Here is an 18,387-nt window from a genome sequence, read left to right as displayed (position 1 = left end):
TTGGACCTAAAAAAGAATTGCACCATCTGCCAGTTGGCAAATAGTGCAATTTTGAAATTTTACTACCCGATGCTTAATATTCAATATAGAGAGGCCTCTACAACTTGACTATTTTATGCATATTTACAGTTGCGCCATTCTGTATCCTTAAATAATACACACCTGCCGGCAGTGTTTTTACAGAAAGTGCTGTAGTACTATTAACCAGTCTTTCTGTAGCAACAAGTACCCCACTCGAGTTGTATAGCTGCATCACCGCACCGGTATTGGCTCCTATCTGAATGGTAAGTGTTTCGCTTACAGGGTTCGGGTATACAAAAATAATGGAAGCATTACCATTCGTTCCTGTTGCACTTGTACTCTGGCGGGCTACTCCGGCAGAGCAGTTGCCTAAATAATCTCCATGATTTAAATGATCCTGTACGCCGTCACTCGATATACAAATGGTCTTATTGTTATGACAGATCATCACCTTGTTGTTATTGTTACCACACCGCACATCAAGGGTCTTCATCTCTATAGAAACGGTGGTAGTACAACCTTTGCTGTCTGTAACCGTTGCTGTAAAGGTTCCTGCGGCAGTCACGGTAATAGATGCTGTAGTATCGCCTGTATTCCACAGATAGCTGTATGGCGCTGTGCCGCCCTGCGGAATGGCAGTAGTTGCCAGAGAAGCAGGACCATAACCGATATAAATGGTATTCTTCTGGTCAACGGCCGGGTTCATGGCATAAACATCTGGAATACTCGCAATCAGGGCCGCATTTACCGTCACCAGCGTGGTGTCGGTAATGGTATTTCCATGAACATCGGTCACTGTGTATACAATGGTTGAGGTACCGGCATTGAAAGCGCCGCCTGCATTGGCGCCTGCGCCGTTTCTCGTTGTAGCTCCGCTAACTGTATAACTTACCAACGCAACGCCGCAATTATCTGTTGCAGTTAAAGCAGCAACGGTGTAAGTACCGCCATCACTATAACAGAAGAACTGATCCTGTGGCGCTGTTACCTTGGGCGCTTTATCATCCACAACTGTTACCTGTGCTGTTGCAGAACGGGAAAGCCCGGCTGAATCGGTCCCTGTAAGTGTTACGGTGACCGGCGTTCCGATATCAGCGCAACTGAAACCGGTTCTATCAAGGCTTAATGCCAGTTCTCCTGAGTAGCTCATAGAAGCACTGTCTACCTGCTGTGGCGTAATGGAAGCGGTTCCATCATCGCCTACGGCTACCTGAATGTTCCTGGTTATTATTGACGGTGGCATTAACACAGTAAGCGTTAAAGTATCTGTTGCTGTTCCCATAGCATTGGTAGCAGTAACCACCACCGGGAACTTACCTGGAACAGCCGGCGCACCTGAAATAACACCTGTTCCTATGTTTATAGCTAAACCACCGGGCAGTCCGGCAGCCGCATAACGAAACGCCGAATTGGTTGCCGTAACGGTGAAGCTGAACGATGAAGCACCAATAGCCGTATCGGTCTTCGCACTTGTAATAACGGGAAGCGTGGTTGCCAGGCTTACAGTATCAAACACCCCGCGTGTAATCACGCCCGTGTTATGGCTGCACACCGCCAAACCAATGTACACATTCGTAGCAAGTGTGGTATAGATCTGAGAACCTACGGTTGTCCAACCGATACCATCGGCAGACCGGTAAGTGGTCAACGTATCTTTATTACGCACCAGTTTCACCCAATAGGGAGCCGTAATACCTGCAGTACTGGTGGCAGTAGTGGAGCCATTATTAGCAATTCTCTTTATAAATTCCATTCCCCCGGTTGGTGTTACATTCACCAGTCCATGCCGGGCGCCTGCCGTCAATGCTTCGCGCACCATTACGCCTGCTTTTGCAGCGCCATTGATGGTTGTACTGGTTGCATAATTCTGCAGGCTGGCAATACGGGCGACTATTGCGCCATTACCGCTTAATGATTGATACGTATAATGGAAAGCATCGGCATTACCCCAGATATCGGCGCCGGAACCATAAGCTGTAATACCGTTTGCATAACCGGCATTACCCGTGAGCACCGTTGAACCAATATCGTTGTGCAACCAGCTATTTGGCTGGTTCACAGGAGCAGCAGTAGCTACTGCGCTGGCGGCGCCTGTTCCTGCCGCGTTTGCAGCATATATAACATATGAATAAGCCGTTTCATTCGTAACACTGGTATCGCTGTACGTAACGCCGGTCACTGTCGCAATAGTCGTTGTATCTCCACCCGTTGTACGTTTCACAGTATAGCTGGTAGCGCCTGAAGCACCTACCCAACTTACATCGATCCGTTTGTTCCAACTGGTGGCAATGGGATAGGTAACTGCCGCCGGGGCCAGTAAAACCGTTACCTGGTTAGAGGGAGCGCTTTCAAACAACCCGGCTTTCGCTGTTACAATATAGTAATACGGGCCACCGCCTGCTATAGTTGTATCGGTGAACGAAGCGCCTGTAGCGCTGGCAATAACTGTATAACCACTACCGCTTATGGTAGAACGCTTGATACTGTAGCTGGTTGCGCCAGTTGACGCAGTCCAGGTAAGTTGTATATTTTTTGTAGCAGCCGAAGTCACCGTTAATCCCGATGGCTGTGAAGGTGCAGCGGAATTCACCAGGTTCACCACTTCTAAAGCGCTCAGTTGACGGTTATAGATGCGGATGTCATCCAGGATACCGTTCAAATAGGCATCAGCGGAATACTGTGAACGGCCGAACCAGTTTTGAGTCGTGTTGCCGAGGTTGGAAGGCTTCAGCGTCATAGCGCTGTTGCGTCCCACTTCCTGTCCGTTCATATACAGAATACCTACGTTGCCGCTCCAGGTCACTGCAACGTGCGTGTATACGCCGGTGCTGATCGTTGTATTACTGTTAATGCCCTGTTCTTTGGAGCCACCGCCGGTTGTGATGGCGTAACGCAATAAACCGGTATTCGTTCTTCCCAGGAACATGTACACGTTGGTGCCTGTTCCAAAATCAAAGACCCTTGCCCAGTTGCCTGCCACATCCAATTTCACCCAGCCTGAGATGGTAAAATCATTCAGTGAACTCACCGCGCCGGTGGGCAATGAAGCATATCCATTGCTTGTTCCATCGAGTTTGATGCCCTGTTTAATAGCGCCAGCCACACGGGTTACACCCGAATTAAGCGTTGCCTTGCGATTGCCCCACAGGTCCATGGCTGAAGTGGCGCTGCTGTCGTTGAAGTTCCAGTAGCTGTAAGCGCCTGTTGTAACAACCGGCGTTACAGGCACACTGTTCCCAAATTCACCGGTTGAATCGTATGCAGCCAATACATAATAATAGGTTGTACCACCTGTAATGGCTGAATCAACATAGAAGGTATTGTTAGTGCTGGTAAGCGTAGTGAACGGGCCCGCAGCCGCGATGCCACGCTTCACTTTATAACCAAGATTCAACACCTGGTTCCATTCAATGGTATTCTTTCCCATACCTGCTATGGCAGTTACGCCATCCACCACGGTGTTCCTAACAAAAAGGTTCAATACCGCCGTGCCGGTGCTGGTATCATTTGCTGCTGTTAAACTTACTGCAAATGCACCTGCAACAGTTGGCACGCCCGAGATCACACCAGTAGCAGTATTCACGGTGAGGCCTGCAGGCAAACCGGTAGCATTATAGCTGGTGGGCGATTTAATAGCAGTGATGGTATAAGTATATGACCTGTTGAGTAACACAGTGTCGGAAGTCTTACTGCTGATGGTCACAGGCAATACCCGCTCATCCATCAACGCCACATCATTGCCATCGCCGCCTTTATAAGTAATACGGAAATTATAACCCTTCACGGTTACCAGGGCCAGTTCGGGTAAATTGAGGAATGTACCTGTTACGGCATTGCTACCGCTGTTATCGATGATAACCAGGTTCGCTCCCGATGCCAGGGCGCCTGAATCGATGGCTTTTACAGACAGCACCGCATTGTTCAGCGTTACGCCTGCAGCGCTCATCTTATCTGATGTAGTATTCACTATGCTCAGTTCTGCATTATAGGTAGCATCCTGGTTCATCGTTAATGCCGCCGAAGTGGTTAACGTAGCAATATTGTTGTTACCCGGCTCCAGCGAAGCGCCGGTTCCTGAACCGGTACCTACTTTTACCGTGGCCTGGCTTCTGCCCGCACCGCCATAAGCGCCGCCCTCTACAATGATCGGGCTGGGGAATGTGCCGGTAGCAGAATTATTATTCAATAAAAATTTACCGCTCTTTATGGTCGTGGTTCCGCCATAAGTATGGTTACCCGTGAAGTTAAGCGACCCCGTACCCACTTTCACCACTTCAAAATAATTGTTCATTGTACCGCCAAACCAGGTGTCGGTATTTAACGCACCAATACTAATAACGGGTGCACCGCCGGCATCATTGCGGAAATAACCACGGCCGGTCAAGCCGCCCAAATGCAGGGTACCGCTCGAGAAATGAATGCCGATGCAATCGATACCATTGGCGTCGAGGTTCCACAATGCATTAGCACTGCCCGATTGAGGCACCATGAAGCGGACCCGGTTCCGGCCACTGCGAAGCGCCGCCACAAACGTTCCGGTAAAGCCGCTGTTATCGCCAAACAGGTTGATGCCGGGATAATCATTACCGTCTTCCCATAAGGTACCGCTTCCGGTAATGCGACCGTAAATACTTATCGAATTCACGCTTTGGGTCAGGAAGCTCCTGATGCCCGCGTTCACGTGGATATCATTGTATATCGTTGCCGCACTGTCGCCTGAATACAGGGTGCCACCATTCATGATGATCTTACCGGTTCCTAACGGTCCCGCTGTGGGAGCGCCCGATGTACCAGTACCGGTACCGGCAATGGCAACAGGGCCGTTCAACATAGTGTTGCCTGAATAGGTATTCTTACCGGTTAGCTGAACAGTTCCGCCGCCCATCTTCAGCAAACTACCTGCGCCGCTAATCACACCTGTAACGTTCATTCCTGTAACACCACTTAAAGTTACCTGGCTGTCGATGATAATTGGCGTACTTACAGTTTGCCAGTAAGCAGAATTATTGACGAGGTCGGTCTTCAGTTTAATGCTGTTACCGCCGATGGTATAATCACTCGCCATTGTATCGAACAGCAGTCGCGACACTTCCAGTCCTGTGATGTCGTTCGTTAGAACGCTGTCGGCAGTACTTCGGAACGTGAGAATGGCAGGACTTGCAGGAACGGCGCCTTCTACCCAGTTGGATGCGCTATTCCAGTTAGCGGATGCCGGTGTTTCGCTCCAGGTTGACCCATTTGAACCAGGCACACTGAATGATTCAATGGAGTTGCCGCTTTCCAATGTATTACCCATTGATGAAACAACGTAGTAATAGCCGGTGCCGTTGGCCACGTTCATATCAGCATGGCTGGTTGCCGACACTTGCGCAATTACCGTATATGGACCGCCGGCTACAGTTGCCCGTTTTACTTTATAGGTAACGGCGCCAGCGGCTGCATCCCACTGCAGATCGAGCTCATTGTTCTTAATTACAATAACCGGTTTTGAAGGAATAGCAGGGGGCACATTGCCAAACACCTCGCCTGAATTGCCACTTTCGAGGTTACCCGAAAAGGCAGTGACCACATAATAATTGTTCACTTCAAAAGCCGGATTGGCATCAACAAAAGAGGTACCTGTTATACCAGTTTGAATAGTGGTATAGGGTCCGCCCGCGGTAAGCGATCTTTTCACACTATAACTATTAGCGCCATCCGCAGTGGTCCATGACAGCCGGATCTGGGTTGTATTTACAACGGTTGTAGTCAATCCCACAGGCGCGGCAGGCGCCACGCTGTTATTCACAGTTATCATCAACACGGCCGTTCCGGTTCCATTCCCATTGGTAGCATTAATAGTAACAGCCGTTGTTCCGGCCGTTGTTGGCGTACCAGAGATTACGCCCGTTGAAGCATCGATGCTTAATCCATCGGGCAAACCGGTAGCGCTGTACGACTGCGGATTATTTGTTGCCGCAACAGCATAATTAAATGCCGCCCCAACCGCAGTTGTTGCCGACAAAGCAGCGCTTATCTGCGGTGCTCCGGCAGCTGTTGAGTTGGTAATAGACACATTACTGAATACGGTTGTATTCAGTACAGACGTATTATTTGAAATTGTAAATATTCCCACATATACTTCCTGCGCAAATGAATTATAGATACAATTATGACAGCTCCAGTTTACGCCATCTTTGGAATGATAGGAAAAGATCCGGTTACCGATGCGTTCCAGCTTCAGCCACCAGGGCGCTTTTGGCGGATAATGCGTGTAGCCGCTTACGCTTCCATTCCACCTGGTATTAACGGAACCATTGTACAGGTTTAATGCAATATTATTGGCGGAAGCAGCAAGGCCGTCGCGCACCATTACACCCGCCGTAGCGGAGCTTATATAATTGCTATCGATTTTGGCGATGATCGTGAAATCGCCGGTAACTGGTTTGAATGTAAAGTTAGATGATGTAGCTGCAAGCGTACCGGCGCCTTTCACCGTCCATTTACCATTGCTGTAAGCAGCGCTGCCGGCAATACCGGGATTACCGATATCCATATTGGTTAAATGAGACGCAGCCTCTGAAACTGGAAAATTAATGGGCGGCAAAGACACTGCGGTAGAAGTATCTGAAGACTTCAAATACAGGAACGAAAATCCGCCCTCGCCCACTGCAGCACGCATTTGTTCAGTATAGGGAGTAGGAATGCCCTTACGCAAAGCGTAGGCGCCTTTAATAAGGTTGTTGAATGGATGTTGTTTGCGGGCACCTGGCGCTATACCCCAGTTCTGCCAGTATACGGCCGAACCACCGAACGGTATAAAGGTCATGGTATCGCCAACAAACGCATATTTGTTATACAATTCACCAATGGCATATAACCGGTTACCATATTCTGAATACAGGTCAATGCCCTGCTTCCAGGCTATTTCTGCGCCATACATGAGTGCAAACGCCTGCACAAACCAGTGGTCATCACGGCCTGCATCTCCCACTTCACCATTAGGCAGGCTACACCTGAGGGCCGCAGTTGCATCGAGGCGGTACAGTTCTATGGCCTGGTCCCATTTAACCTGGTCATCGAGGAAAGCCGCCACGCTCAATGCAATTTCCATTTGTAAAGCGCCTTTATTATTATCTCTTGGCGGATAGGGCACCCACGATTGCGGCCAGATAACATTAGCGAAGTATTTCTTTACGTGAACGGTGTTGGAGTCGGTCCAACCGGGGAATAAACCGCGAAGTATATCCGCAGCAGTAACAAAATAAGGAACATAATCACCAATATCGAGCATGGCCTCACCACCCGACCAAATGGTATTGGTCACCGCCCATGCATCGAGCATATTGGTGGCCTTGCGGGCATAAGCGCTGTCGCCGGTAAAGATCCACATGAAAGTAAGGTTGTGGATCGCCTGCATATCGCTTATCCACTTCGTATTGTTCAGGTTAGGTGCGCGGCCCACTTCAGTAAACGGCCCCTGCATGCCGTAGCTCAGTTTCGACCTGTTATCGGCGGCCAGCGCATTGTAAGCCGATCGCCAGGGCTCCTGGTTAATGTTTGCTTTGAGCTGGTCCAGGTCATACTTCGTAAAAGGTATGCTCGGGTGAACGAAGCGTTGCGCCATTGCATTTGTACCAACCAAAAAAGTAAGTACCACCAGCCAAAAGGAAGCCGGGACCTTAGTTTTCAGTAAAATACGATTCATTAAAGATCTCATAGACATAATAATCGTTTTGGTTTAGTTTTTACCATTGCCTTCCATTTAATTAAAAAGGCAAACAGCAACCGATCGAAGAAAAATTTTTAGTTTCAGCAATTAGATCCTGCACATAACAATACACCTTTGCCGCCCGCAGGAACGGCAATGGTAAACTGGCTGATGGACCCTGATCCATTATGCCACATGTGGTAATATTAACATCGGTGAGGAGAAGTATCGGACCGGGTATAGATCACCCGGGCGGTCATAGTTCGGGTTTGAACCCAGGCGTATAATTTGCCAGGCTGCACTGCCTTTATAGAAAGCAAGTACGGTTTGATTGTTCTCATACAGCAATTAGTTAGAAATGAAGTGACGCGAATATTATCTTTTGTAATTGTTGAACCACCCAAAAATAGAGCAGGTATTGTTTAGCAAGGGTGGTTAATTATGCCAAAAATGGGGGGTAAATAGGGCAATTATTAAAAATCCCCCACCGGTCTGGTGAGGGATTTTGCACGAGATGCTGGTACCTTTATTCGTGGTTATCCTACAAGTCTTACCTGACTGAAATTGTCACCTTCTGCAAAATATTTCGGGACGAATTACCTAACTGAAGGATGTATTCACCGGCTTCCGTATTCCATGCTTTTTTCAATTCGTCATAAAATGCCAGGTCAGCCACTTTCACCTGCAATGTGACTGTTTTTGTTTCGCCTGGTTTCAAAAATATTTTTTCAAAAGCTTTCAACTCTTTTTCAGGACGCACTACAGAACAAACCGGATCGCTTACATATAATTGCACCACTTCGGCTCCGTAAGCGCTGCCGGTATTTTTGATAGTGAATTTCGCCCGGATGATATCATTTTTTCCATAGCTTAATTTATCAGTTGCAAAATGGCTGATAGAAAAATTAGTATACGAAAGGCCGTAACCAAAGGGAAACTGCGGTTGAATTTTCTTTGTATCAAACCAGCGGTATCCTACCAGGATCTCTTCTTCATAATTCACTTTCAGCTCTTTGCCCGGAAAATTACCCAGGGCATGTGCAGGCGACTGCGATAAGGTTACAGGCAGGGTGAAAGGTAACTTACCGGAAGGATTTACTTTACCACTTAACAGATCGGCCACTGCATTTCCTGCTTCCATGCCACCAAACCACGACCATAAAATGGAGGGCACCCGATGTACAATGCCGGCTAATTTTACCGGAGAGCCGGCAATAATAACAACCACTGTTTTGGGGTTTGCCTTTGCCACCTCCTGGATCAACACTTCCTGACCGTATGGCAGATCCATATTTTGCTTATCAGACGACTCGGTATCAAAATCATGGTTCAATCCACCGAAAATGATAACTACATCCGATTCCTTCGCTACTGCAACCGCTTCATCGATCAGTTTCCAGTTCACTTTTCCGGTACCTGACTGGCCGGCGTTATTGCCTTCTTTGAATGTAGATTGCTTTTCATAGCCCTGTGCGTAATTTATTTTCACACTGGCGCCAAACTTTTGCTGTAGGGCCTGCAGGGGCGTTATTTCATACAGGGTCTTTATTTCAGAACTGAGTCCGCCGCTGCAATGTTTACGGGTTGCATTATCGCCAATGATGGCAATGGATCTTATTTTATTGAAATGCAGCGGCAGCAGGTTGCCATTATTTTGTAATAACACCGCCGCCTCTGCAGCTGCATTATAAGCTGCCTGCTGATGTTCGGGCGTATTCATCTTTCCTTTTTCCCTTTTCTGCTCATCGAAGATCTTTGTATTGAACATTACACGCAAAACGTTCTCTACTTTTTCATCAACTACCGATACCGGCACTTTTCCTTCTTCCACCGCTTTAATTAAGGGACTAGCGAAATACCATTCGTTGTAATCGCTTTTATCTGTACCCATTTCCAGGTCGAGCCCGGTTAAAGCAGCTTTCACGGTTGTATGTGCTGCAGACCAATCGGTCATTAACACCCCTTTAAAACCAAACTCTTTGCGAAGGATCTGCCGGTTAAGGTAATCGTTTTCAGAACACCAGTCGCCCCTGAACCTGTTGTAAGCAGCCATCACGGTATAAGCGCCGCCTTCCATTACCGATGCCTTGAATGCCGGCAGATAAATTTCCCGCAACGCTCTTTCGCTCATGGTTACATCAACAGAATCGCGGTGTTCTTCCTGGTTATTAGCGAGCCAGTGTTTTACACTGGCAGCCACGTCTTTCGATTGCAATGCTTTGATATACGCCACAGCCATCTTTGAGATCAACAAAGGATCTTCACTCATGTACTCAAAGTTTCTGCCGCACAGGGGAGAACGGATGATGTTGATGCCGGGGCCTAATAAAACATCTTTTTTCCGAAAACGGGCTTCTTCACCCAACACCTGTCCCTGCTTAAAGGCCAACCCAGGATTCCAGGTAGCGGCAAGCGCTGTTCCCGGAGGGAAACAGGTTGCCGAATCATTCGTCCACCCTGCATAAGCCCAGTCGTGCCGGTTAATTTCAGCACGTACACCATGAGGCCCATCGCTCAACGCCCATTCGGGGATGCCTAATTTTTTTATACCAGAAACATAAAACTTGGAATTTGCATGCAGCAGGCTCACCTTTTCGGTCAAAGTCATCTGGCTTATCAGAGCGCGGATCTTTTGCTCCGTAGCTTCATCAACCTTTACCATTTGTTGCGCATCGGTTGCACATACTATCAACAATTGAAAACCCAGCAATAGCAGCAGCAGTCGTAATTTCATACAGTAATACAATGTTTATTTGAATGCTGCAAAACTATTGCTGTATAGTTCAGAACAAGGGATACGAATGTTTCACAATAGGGTACCAAATGTTATAAGAAACTAGTTTTCACCGGATAAATTCCACCCACGGTAATTGGGTACAAAAACAACCCCCGCCTATCTTATAGGCAGCGCCGGCACTATCGTCCCTCTTTATTTTTGCGTTTCCAGGAATTTCAAGCCATGTAAAGAAATTGCTCAACTTTGTAACGAAACAAAACAGTCAGTGTTCTATAAACGAACGATTGAGCCATGATTCCTTTTTGAATAGGTTGACAATCAGCATATTAATTATTGGCATATTTTTCCGTGCTCTCGGGGTATTATTGGGAGAAAACGAAACCTATGCTTAAAAATTACCTTAAAATAGCCTGGCGCAATCTGCGGAACAACAAAATGTATTCTGCTCTCAATATAGTTGGTCTTGCTACAGGCATGGCCGTAGCATTGCTGATAGGGCTGTGGGTATGGGATGAAGTTTCATTCAATACCTATCATAGAAATTACAACCAGTTGGCGCAGGTACTTGTACAGGTAACAAATAAAACAGCAAATGGAAATGCGATATTTACCGGCTCAACTACTTCTATCCCCATGGGATACGAGCTGCGCGACAAATATTCCGATGATTTTAAACATGTATCACTTGTTTCCTGGCAAGCGGCTCACATAATAGCTGCAGGAGACAAACAACTGTCACAAACCGGCATGTGGGCACAGGAAGCTTTTCCGGTTATGTTTACTTTTAAAATGCTAACAGGTAATGCCGATGCATTAAAAGACCCTTCATCGATATTGTTGGCTCAATCTGTAGCTAAAGCGCTTTTTAACAATGCTGATCCTTTGACCCAAATCGTGCGAATAGATAATAAAATGGAGATGAAGGTAGCAGGTGTATATGAAGATTTACCCTATAACACAACCTATCGTGACGTAAAACTCCTGCTGCCATGGGAGCGATATGTCAATGACACCGAGGAGTGGATAAAAAATTCGCAAACACAATGGGACAACCATATGTGCCAATTGTATGTACAACTGAATGATCATACAGACCTTGATAAAGTAAGCACTAAAATCAGAAGTGTTCCTACTCCGCATATTTCGTTTAGCAAAGAGGAGTTATTGTTGCACCCGATGAAAAAATGGCATTTGTACAGCGAGTTCAAGCAAGGCAATCTGGTAGGTGGGCGAATAAGTATGGTATGGATGATTGGGATCATTGGTGTATTTGTATTGCTGCTGGCCTGTATTAATTTCATGAATCTCTCAACCGCCAGGAGTGAAAAGCGCAGCAGGGAAGTAGGTATCCGCAAAACCATTGGTTCGTTGCGCAGTCAACTCGTTGTTCAGTTTCTTAGCGAGTCGCTGACAATGACATTACTGGCATTGATATTGGCCGTTTTGATGGTACACCTTTCGCTTCCGTTGTTCAACGGCCTGTCAGGTAAATTAATGTCGATTCCCTGGAGCAATCCCGTTTTCTGGCTGTTGATATTGACCTTCACTTTTGTTACCGGCCTTATTTCAGGCAGCTATCCGGCCTTTTATTTATCCGGGTTTAGACCAGTGAAAGTGTTGAAAGGAACATTCAGGGCAGGGCGTTTTGCCGCCCTTCCGCGTAAAGTGCTTGTAATAGTTCAGTTCACCGTATCAGTTGCGCTGATCATTGGCACTATTATCGTTTACCAGCAGATACAATATACCGGCAACCGGCCAGTTGGCTATACCCGTGAAGGATTAATTACAGTAGATATAAATACACCTGAGATAGCAGGCCACTACGACGCTTTGAGGAATGACCTGCTACAAACAGGAGCTGTGGCCGATATGGGAAATTCCAACAGCGCACCGACAGAAGTATTTTCAAACAATATTGTTGAATGGAAAGGTAAAGATCCCGGCATAACCGTCAGTCCCGGAACTATTGCCGTGTCGCATGACTTTGGCAACACTGTTGGTTGGAAAATAAAAGAAGGCCGCGATTTTTCCAGAAACTTTCCATCTGATACGGGTGCTTTTATACTGAATGAATCAGCGGTAAAGCTGACAGGGTTTAAAAACCCGATAGGACAAACGATCAGGTGGCTGGATCGGGATCATGTCATCGTTGGAGTAGTAAAAGATATGGTAATGGAATCTCCGTATCAACCGGTACGGCCTACCATCTTTCATTTGAATCCTTATTGGGCCCGTTTGATCACCGTACGAATAAAACCAGGCCTGAGCCTTCATGATGGATTGGCCAAAATAGAACCTGTATTTAAAAAATATAATCCGGGTAGCCCTTTTGTATATAAACTCACGGATGAAGAATATGCAAAAAAGTTTAATGATGAAAAACGTATTGGCAACCTGACCACCATCTTTGCTTTTCTCGCCATCTTTATTTCCTGCCTGGGATTATTTGGATTGGCATCTTTTGTAGCAGAGCAGCGAACCAAAGAGATTGGCATACGCAAAGTATTAGGGGCGTCTGTATTCAATGTTTGGAAAATGTTATCAACGGGTTTTGTGACGCTGGTGATTATTTCATGTGCTATAGCTGTTCCCGTTGCCTGGTATTTCCTGCATGAATGGTTGCAGAAGTATGAATACCGTACAACCATATCGTGGTGGAATTTTGCAATGGCCATCCTGGGAGCCCTGCTGCTCACATTGGCAACGGTAACCTATCACTCAATAAAAGCGGCTATACTAAACCCTGTAAACAGCCTAAAGCGGGAATAATATTGTTTACCATCTGCTTCGTGATAAGCGGCAGCCATTCCAACATTTCACTTGAACAACTCCTGCGCAAAATTGTACAGGTTGTTGCGCCATACCGGCCAGGTATGGCCGCCAGGGTATTCGCTGTACTGGTATTTAATGTGCATTTCATCAAATTTCGAAAGCATGATCTTGCAGTTGTTGTAAGCTATATCTTCCTTTCCGCCCATAGCGATCCAGAAACGTTTCAACCTGTTGTTGATGGTAGCTGCATTGCTTTTCATGAACTCGTATTGCGGACCCGCAAGAGCTGGTTGATTAGACCACCAGCCGGAGCTGAATACACCCAGGTAAGAAAACAGGTCGGTATTTTTTATGCCGGCATACAAGGTTTGCAAGCCCCCCATCGATAAACCGGCCAGGGCCCTGGCTGAAGCATCGGTAGCTGCCCGATAGTTTTGTTCTATAAACGGGATAACGTTTTGCTTTAACTCACTTTCAAATGCTTTTAACGCCTGCTCGTTGAACCCTGCGATGCCCGTACTGAAATTGCCATCCATCATAACTACCAGCATTGGTTTGGCTTTCTTTGCTGCAATCAGGTTATCCAAAATAAGATCGGTTCGTCCCTGTGTGGCCCAACCGCTTTCATCTTCACCGCCGCCGTGCAAAAGATATAACACCGGGTATTTTTCATTGGTAGTTACATCATAACCGGGCGGGGTGTAAATAAACATCCGGCGCCACGTATTGGAAGTCGCTGAATAGTATCTTTTTATTCTTAGATCACCATGCGGCACATCTTTCACCGCATAATAACCGCCGCCCCGAAAAGGGATCTCAATGCCGCTGGCCATACGTCCCATCCCATAGAATGTTTCACTGGCGGGGTCTGCCAGGGCTACGCCGTCTATCAGTAAAGAATAGTAATGAAAACCTTCACTAATTGAATCGGTAGTAACACCCCAGTAGCCACCGGTATCTTTTACCATATCATACTTCTTAACCAGGTCTATCTGCACTTTCTGCGCATTGGGCGCTTTTATCCGGAAAACAACACGATTATCGGGAAGCACCTGCGGATAACGGGCCGATCTTACATTTGTAGAGGCGGGCGTTCCCAGTATCGTATACTTCATAAAGGAGGAACTATCAACCGGTTTAAACAGGAACTGGGAAAACATATACAGGCCATTTTTCCATACTTTAAAATCATGTACACCCGGTTCTATGTAATAGATGTGCGGAACATGGTGCTCATACAGGTAATCATGGGTGCGTTTGCTGAACGAGATCAGTCTGTCGTTATCGCCGCAGGAGATCCATAACAACTTCAGTTGCTTTTTTGCTGCTTCGGGATCTGGCACCAGTTCTTCCGGTTTTTTAGTATTGGGGGCGGAAGAAAAACCGCCCACCCAGGCAAATTTGTCAAGGTTGCCTAAACCGAAATTCAGTGATTGTCCGCCACCCATTGACAATCCTGCTATGGCCCGGTGCTCGCGGCCGGTAAGTACAGGATATTTTTTTTCGATAAAAGGGATCAGGTCGGTCAGCAGGTCTTTTTCAAAATCGGCAAATGCCTGCACTTTATCGGGCGCCATAATATTTCCAGTGGCTCGATCGTCTTTCATTGCCCTTCCGTTGGGCATTACAATTATCATTGGTTCGATTTTGCCTGCTGCATACAGGTTATCGACGATCACCTGTGGCTTTCCGCCATTCAACCATTCCTTCTCATCGCCTCCAATACCATGCAGCAGGTATAAAACCGGGTATTTTTTCTTTTTTGAAAACCCCGGCGGTGTATAAATGAGTGATCTTCGGGTAGTCCCCACAGTTTTTGAGGTATAGCTGATGGTATCGATCTTTCCATGTGGTATATCTGCACGCAATGAATCGAAACCGGCTGGCGCCTGTTTAACCAGCTCCTGTGAGAAGGCAGATGAACCGCACAGGAAGAGGGTGGTCATGGCAAACAATATTTGTTTCATATGATGATCTTCTTATTAAAATTGAATGGCTTATCGCTTAATTGATATCTTCACCACCTTCAGGTCTTTTTCTGCAGAACTATTTCCATAAAATAATTCATACTCACCGGGCGCTACTGTCATTTTCCCAAGATCAGTATTATAGAATTCGAATGCTTCAAATGGCAGGTCAATAAGCGCCGTTGCGGTTTTTCCTGCAGGAACAGCTATCCTTTTGAATCCTCTCAGGGTTTTAAGCGGCCCTTCGCTATCGCCTGTTTTCCGCACGTATACCTGTACAATCTCCGTACCGTTGCTTTTACCGGTATTGGCTACAGGGATAGAAAGCGTTATGCTTTCATTGTTGCTGATCTCCGTTTTGCTGAGTTGTGCTTTACCTATTGAAAAGGTAGTATAACTTAAGCCAAACCCGAACTGAAAAAGCGGGTCACTCATGAACCGGTACGTTCTGCCCTTCATGGAATAATCTTCAAAATCGGCCAGTTGCGTGGTATCCCTGTAGAAGGTAACGGGCAATTTACCCGACGGATTGTAATCGCCAAACAGCACATCAGCGACTGCCTGGCCGCCCGATTCTCCGCCATACCAGGCCTGCAGAATGGCATAACAGCTTTCGGTTTCAGGAACCAACCCCATCGCAGAGCCGGAGCAATTGACAAAGATCACTTTTTTACCCGCCGCGCTCAAAGCTTTCAAACAATTGCGTTGTACTTCGGGCAATTGAATATCTGTGCGATCGCCGCCTTTAAACCCGGGATAAGACACCGGCATCTCCTCTCCTTCCAGCAAGGCAGACAGGCCCCCGACAAATACTACTTCATCAATTCCTTTCAGTTTATTGATAAGGCCGCTAAAGTCGATATCTACTTCCTTACCAAAATCAAATTCGATATTTGCCTGCCAGTTGTTCAACTGGGCAAACCGTACTTCTATTTTATATTTTTTGCCGCTTTCAACTTTGTAAGGAACTCTTGAAAGCAGAGTTCGCCAGTTATTGGTCCTTCTTACCATTGTTCCGTTTACATATACCTGCATGGAACCTGTAGCCCCGCATTTAAACACTATTTCTTCCGTATTGGCTGCAACAAACTCCGTTTCATACAAGGCTGAAAAATTTTCCAGTTGAACGCCAGATGCAAATTCATGCTGACCGGCAGTGGTCAGTTTCAGGGGATTGGCTATTTGCTCAGTAATAACCCGTTCGCCTTTCATTTCGCGATTGTTCCAGTAAGTGGCTTTAAAGCCTTTTTTGCCGTCGATGGAGCATTGTGAAAAGTAGCTTTGCGTTACCTTGTTCTCTACCAGGTCGCAGGCCTTATCATACAACACACCGTTGGCTCGCATTTTTGAACGGATGCCATGTAGAATATTGATCGTTCTAACCGGCTTACCGTTATAATTTCCCCAAAGCATGGGATCATTATCAGCATTAGGCCCAATTACAGCGATTCTTTTTGTGGTCTTTTTTAAAGGAAGGATATTATTCTTATTCCGGAGTAAGGTCATCGATTCCAGCGCCATATCCAGTGCCAGCTTTTTATGCGCCTCATTGTTGACCACCGACATGGGGATGGCTGCCCAGGGCACTAATGCATCGTCATCCATATCGCCCAGGTCGAAACGCCCGATCAACACACGCAGCAGGTGTTTGTCGATCTCTTTTTCGCTGATCAATCCTCTCGATACGGCCTCGGGGAGGCTTTTATATGCGTAACCTTCCCATACACATTCCACATCGGTGCCTGCCAATGCGCCCTTTGCTGCAGCATGTACCGCATCGGACGACACTTTATGGCTGGTAAAAAAATCAGTGATGGCACCGCAGTCTGAAACCACCACATGTTTAAATCCCCAATCATCGCGCAGGATGGTTTGTAACAAGCGGTTGTTGCCGCAACAGGGCTCGTCATCGAGTCGCTGGTAGGCGCACATGACCTGGCGTACATCGGCATCCATCACCAGCGATTGAAATGCAGGTAGATAGGTTTCGTAAAGGTCGCGGGGCCTTACCTGGTAAAGGTTCAGCGTATGCCTGCTCCACTCAGGACCTGAATGCACGGCATAATGCTTGGCGCAGGCCAATAACTTGCGGTATTTCGCATCGGCAGGTCCCTGCAGCCCTTTTACTACTGCTACGCCCATACGCGAAGTGAGGTAAGGATCTTCACCATAGGTTTCCTGGCCCCGGCCCCAGCGCGGGTCACGGAAGATGTTGACATTGGGCGTCCAAACGGAAAGGCTCAGAAAGCGCCGGTTCTCTTTTCCATTCCTGATAGCCTCATGATACCTGGCGCGTACTTCATCAGACGTAGCATCAAAGATCTTATATACCAGCGAATCGTTGAATGAAGCAGCCATGCCAACGGGCTCGGGAAAAACGGTAACATTATCATTATTGGCCAGGCCATGTAATGCTTCACTCCACCAATTGAATTTTCTTATGCCCAAACGAGGTATCGCCGGTGATTGATCGAATAGTAATGAGGCTTTTTCTTCCAGGGTCAATCGGGCTATCAGATCTTTGGCCCTTTCTGCCGAAGGCAGGTTGGGGTTCTGATAGGGCAGCTTTTGGGCAAAACCATTTAATGAAAAGATCAAGGTGGCTATAATTGCAATACCGGTACCGGGTATCTTATATGAGTTCATTTTTATAATTGGCAGCATCGTTTTTGCAGTCGAATTTTTGTATGTAAATGAAAAGGTCAGTCGTACATTTAATACCAAATATAGCCATGTTGTTAATGGGGGCAGTGTCAACTTTGTTTGAAATCATAGCAATTTTGTTCAATTCCGGGCGGTATCTTATTACTTTAGCATAACGACTGCAAGATATGCGTAAATATATTAATACATTTTCAGGTTACGCCTTAAATACTTACGTCAACGCCCACCTCTAAACCGGGCAGATCAATTTTACTTCACTTTCTACCAGGGTTACAACTTTCGAACCGGTTTGGGGATGATCTTAAAAAAATAGTAGATTTTTATAATAGGTATCTCGAAACGATTCAAATGATAGCATAAGTATATATATACGTGTTGGCGAAGGGGATAAAGAAGCTACATTCGTATCTTACGGCAATCCTTAGGTTAACAAGAAAAGAAGCGGCTAAAGTAAGCGAGGCGCTCACAATATTTCATTTTTATTTCTGTTATTATGAAATATCAAAGAGTATATTACTATTTTCATTCATACCGGG

Annotated in this window: 5 protein-coding genes; 1 reads left to right on the top strand and 4 read right to left on the bottom strand. The window is 46.5% G+C overall.

Annotated elements, in window-relative coordinates:
* Nucleotides 1-97: 97 nt before the first annotated feature.
* Nucleotides 98-7,720 (bottom strand): LamG-like jellyroll fold domain-containing protein, encoded by a 7,623-nt coding sequence (locus tag FAM09_RS28815; RefSeq protein ID WP_166437305.1) that lies wholly within the window; start codon nucleotides 7,718-7,720, stop codon nucleotides 98-100.
* Between the two features lie 541 nt (nucleotides 7,721-8,261).
* Nucleotides 8,262-10,445 carry a glycoside hydrolase family 3 C-terminal domain-containing protein gene (locus FAM09_RS28810; RefSeq protein ID WP_136580637.1) on the bottom strand — a complete coding sequence of 728 codons (2,184 nt, stop codon included), beginning with the start codon at nucleotides 10,443-10,445 and terminating at the stop codon, nucleotides 8,262-8,264.
* A 387-nt stretch (nucleotides 10,446-10,832) separates the two neighbouring features.
* Here FAM09_RS28810 and FAM09_RS28805 point away from each other — a divergent pair, with 387 nt between their 5' ends.
* Complete coding sequence (locus FAM09_RS28805; RefSeq protein WP_136580636.1) at nucleotides 10,833-13,217, top strand: ABC transporter permease; 2,385 nt, start codon at nucleotides 10,833-10,835, stop codon at nucleotides 13,215-13,217.
* A 47-nt stretch (nucleotides 13,218-13,264) separates the two neighbouring features.
* On the opposite strand, the gene FAM09_RS28800 is transcribed toward FAM09_RS28805, so the two are convergent.
* Entirely contained in the window at nucleotides 13,265-15,187 is a 1,923-nt protein-coding gene (locus tag FAM09_RS28800; RefSeq protein WP_136580635.1) for an alpha/beta hydrolase-fold protein, read from the bottom strand.
* Between the two features lie 30 nt (nucleotides 15,188-15,217).
* Nucleotides 15,218-17,833 (bottom strand): xylan 1,4-beta-xylosidase, encoded by a 2,616-nt coding sequence (gene xyl3A, locus FAM09_RS28795; RefSeq protein ID WP_136580634.1) that lies wholly within the window; start codon nucleotides 17,831-17,833, stop codon nucleotides 15,218-15,220.
* Nucleotides 17,834-18,387 lie beyond the last annotated feature (554 nt).

Origin of the sequence: Niastella caeni (assembly GCF_004834005.1) — a bacterium.
Classification (GTDB): Bacteria; Bacteroidota; Bacteroidia; order Chitinophagales; family Chitinophagaceae; genus Niastella; species Niastella caeni.
The sequence above is the reverse complement of the archived record's forward strand: the minus strand, read 5'-3'. Positions and strand labels throughout refer to the sequence as shown.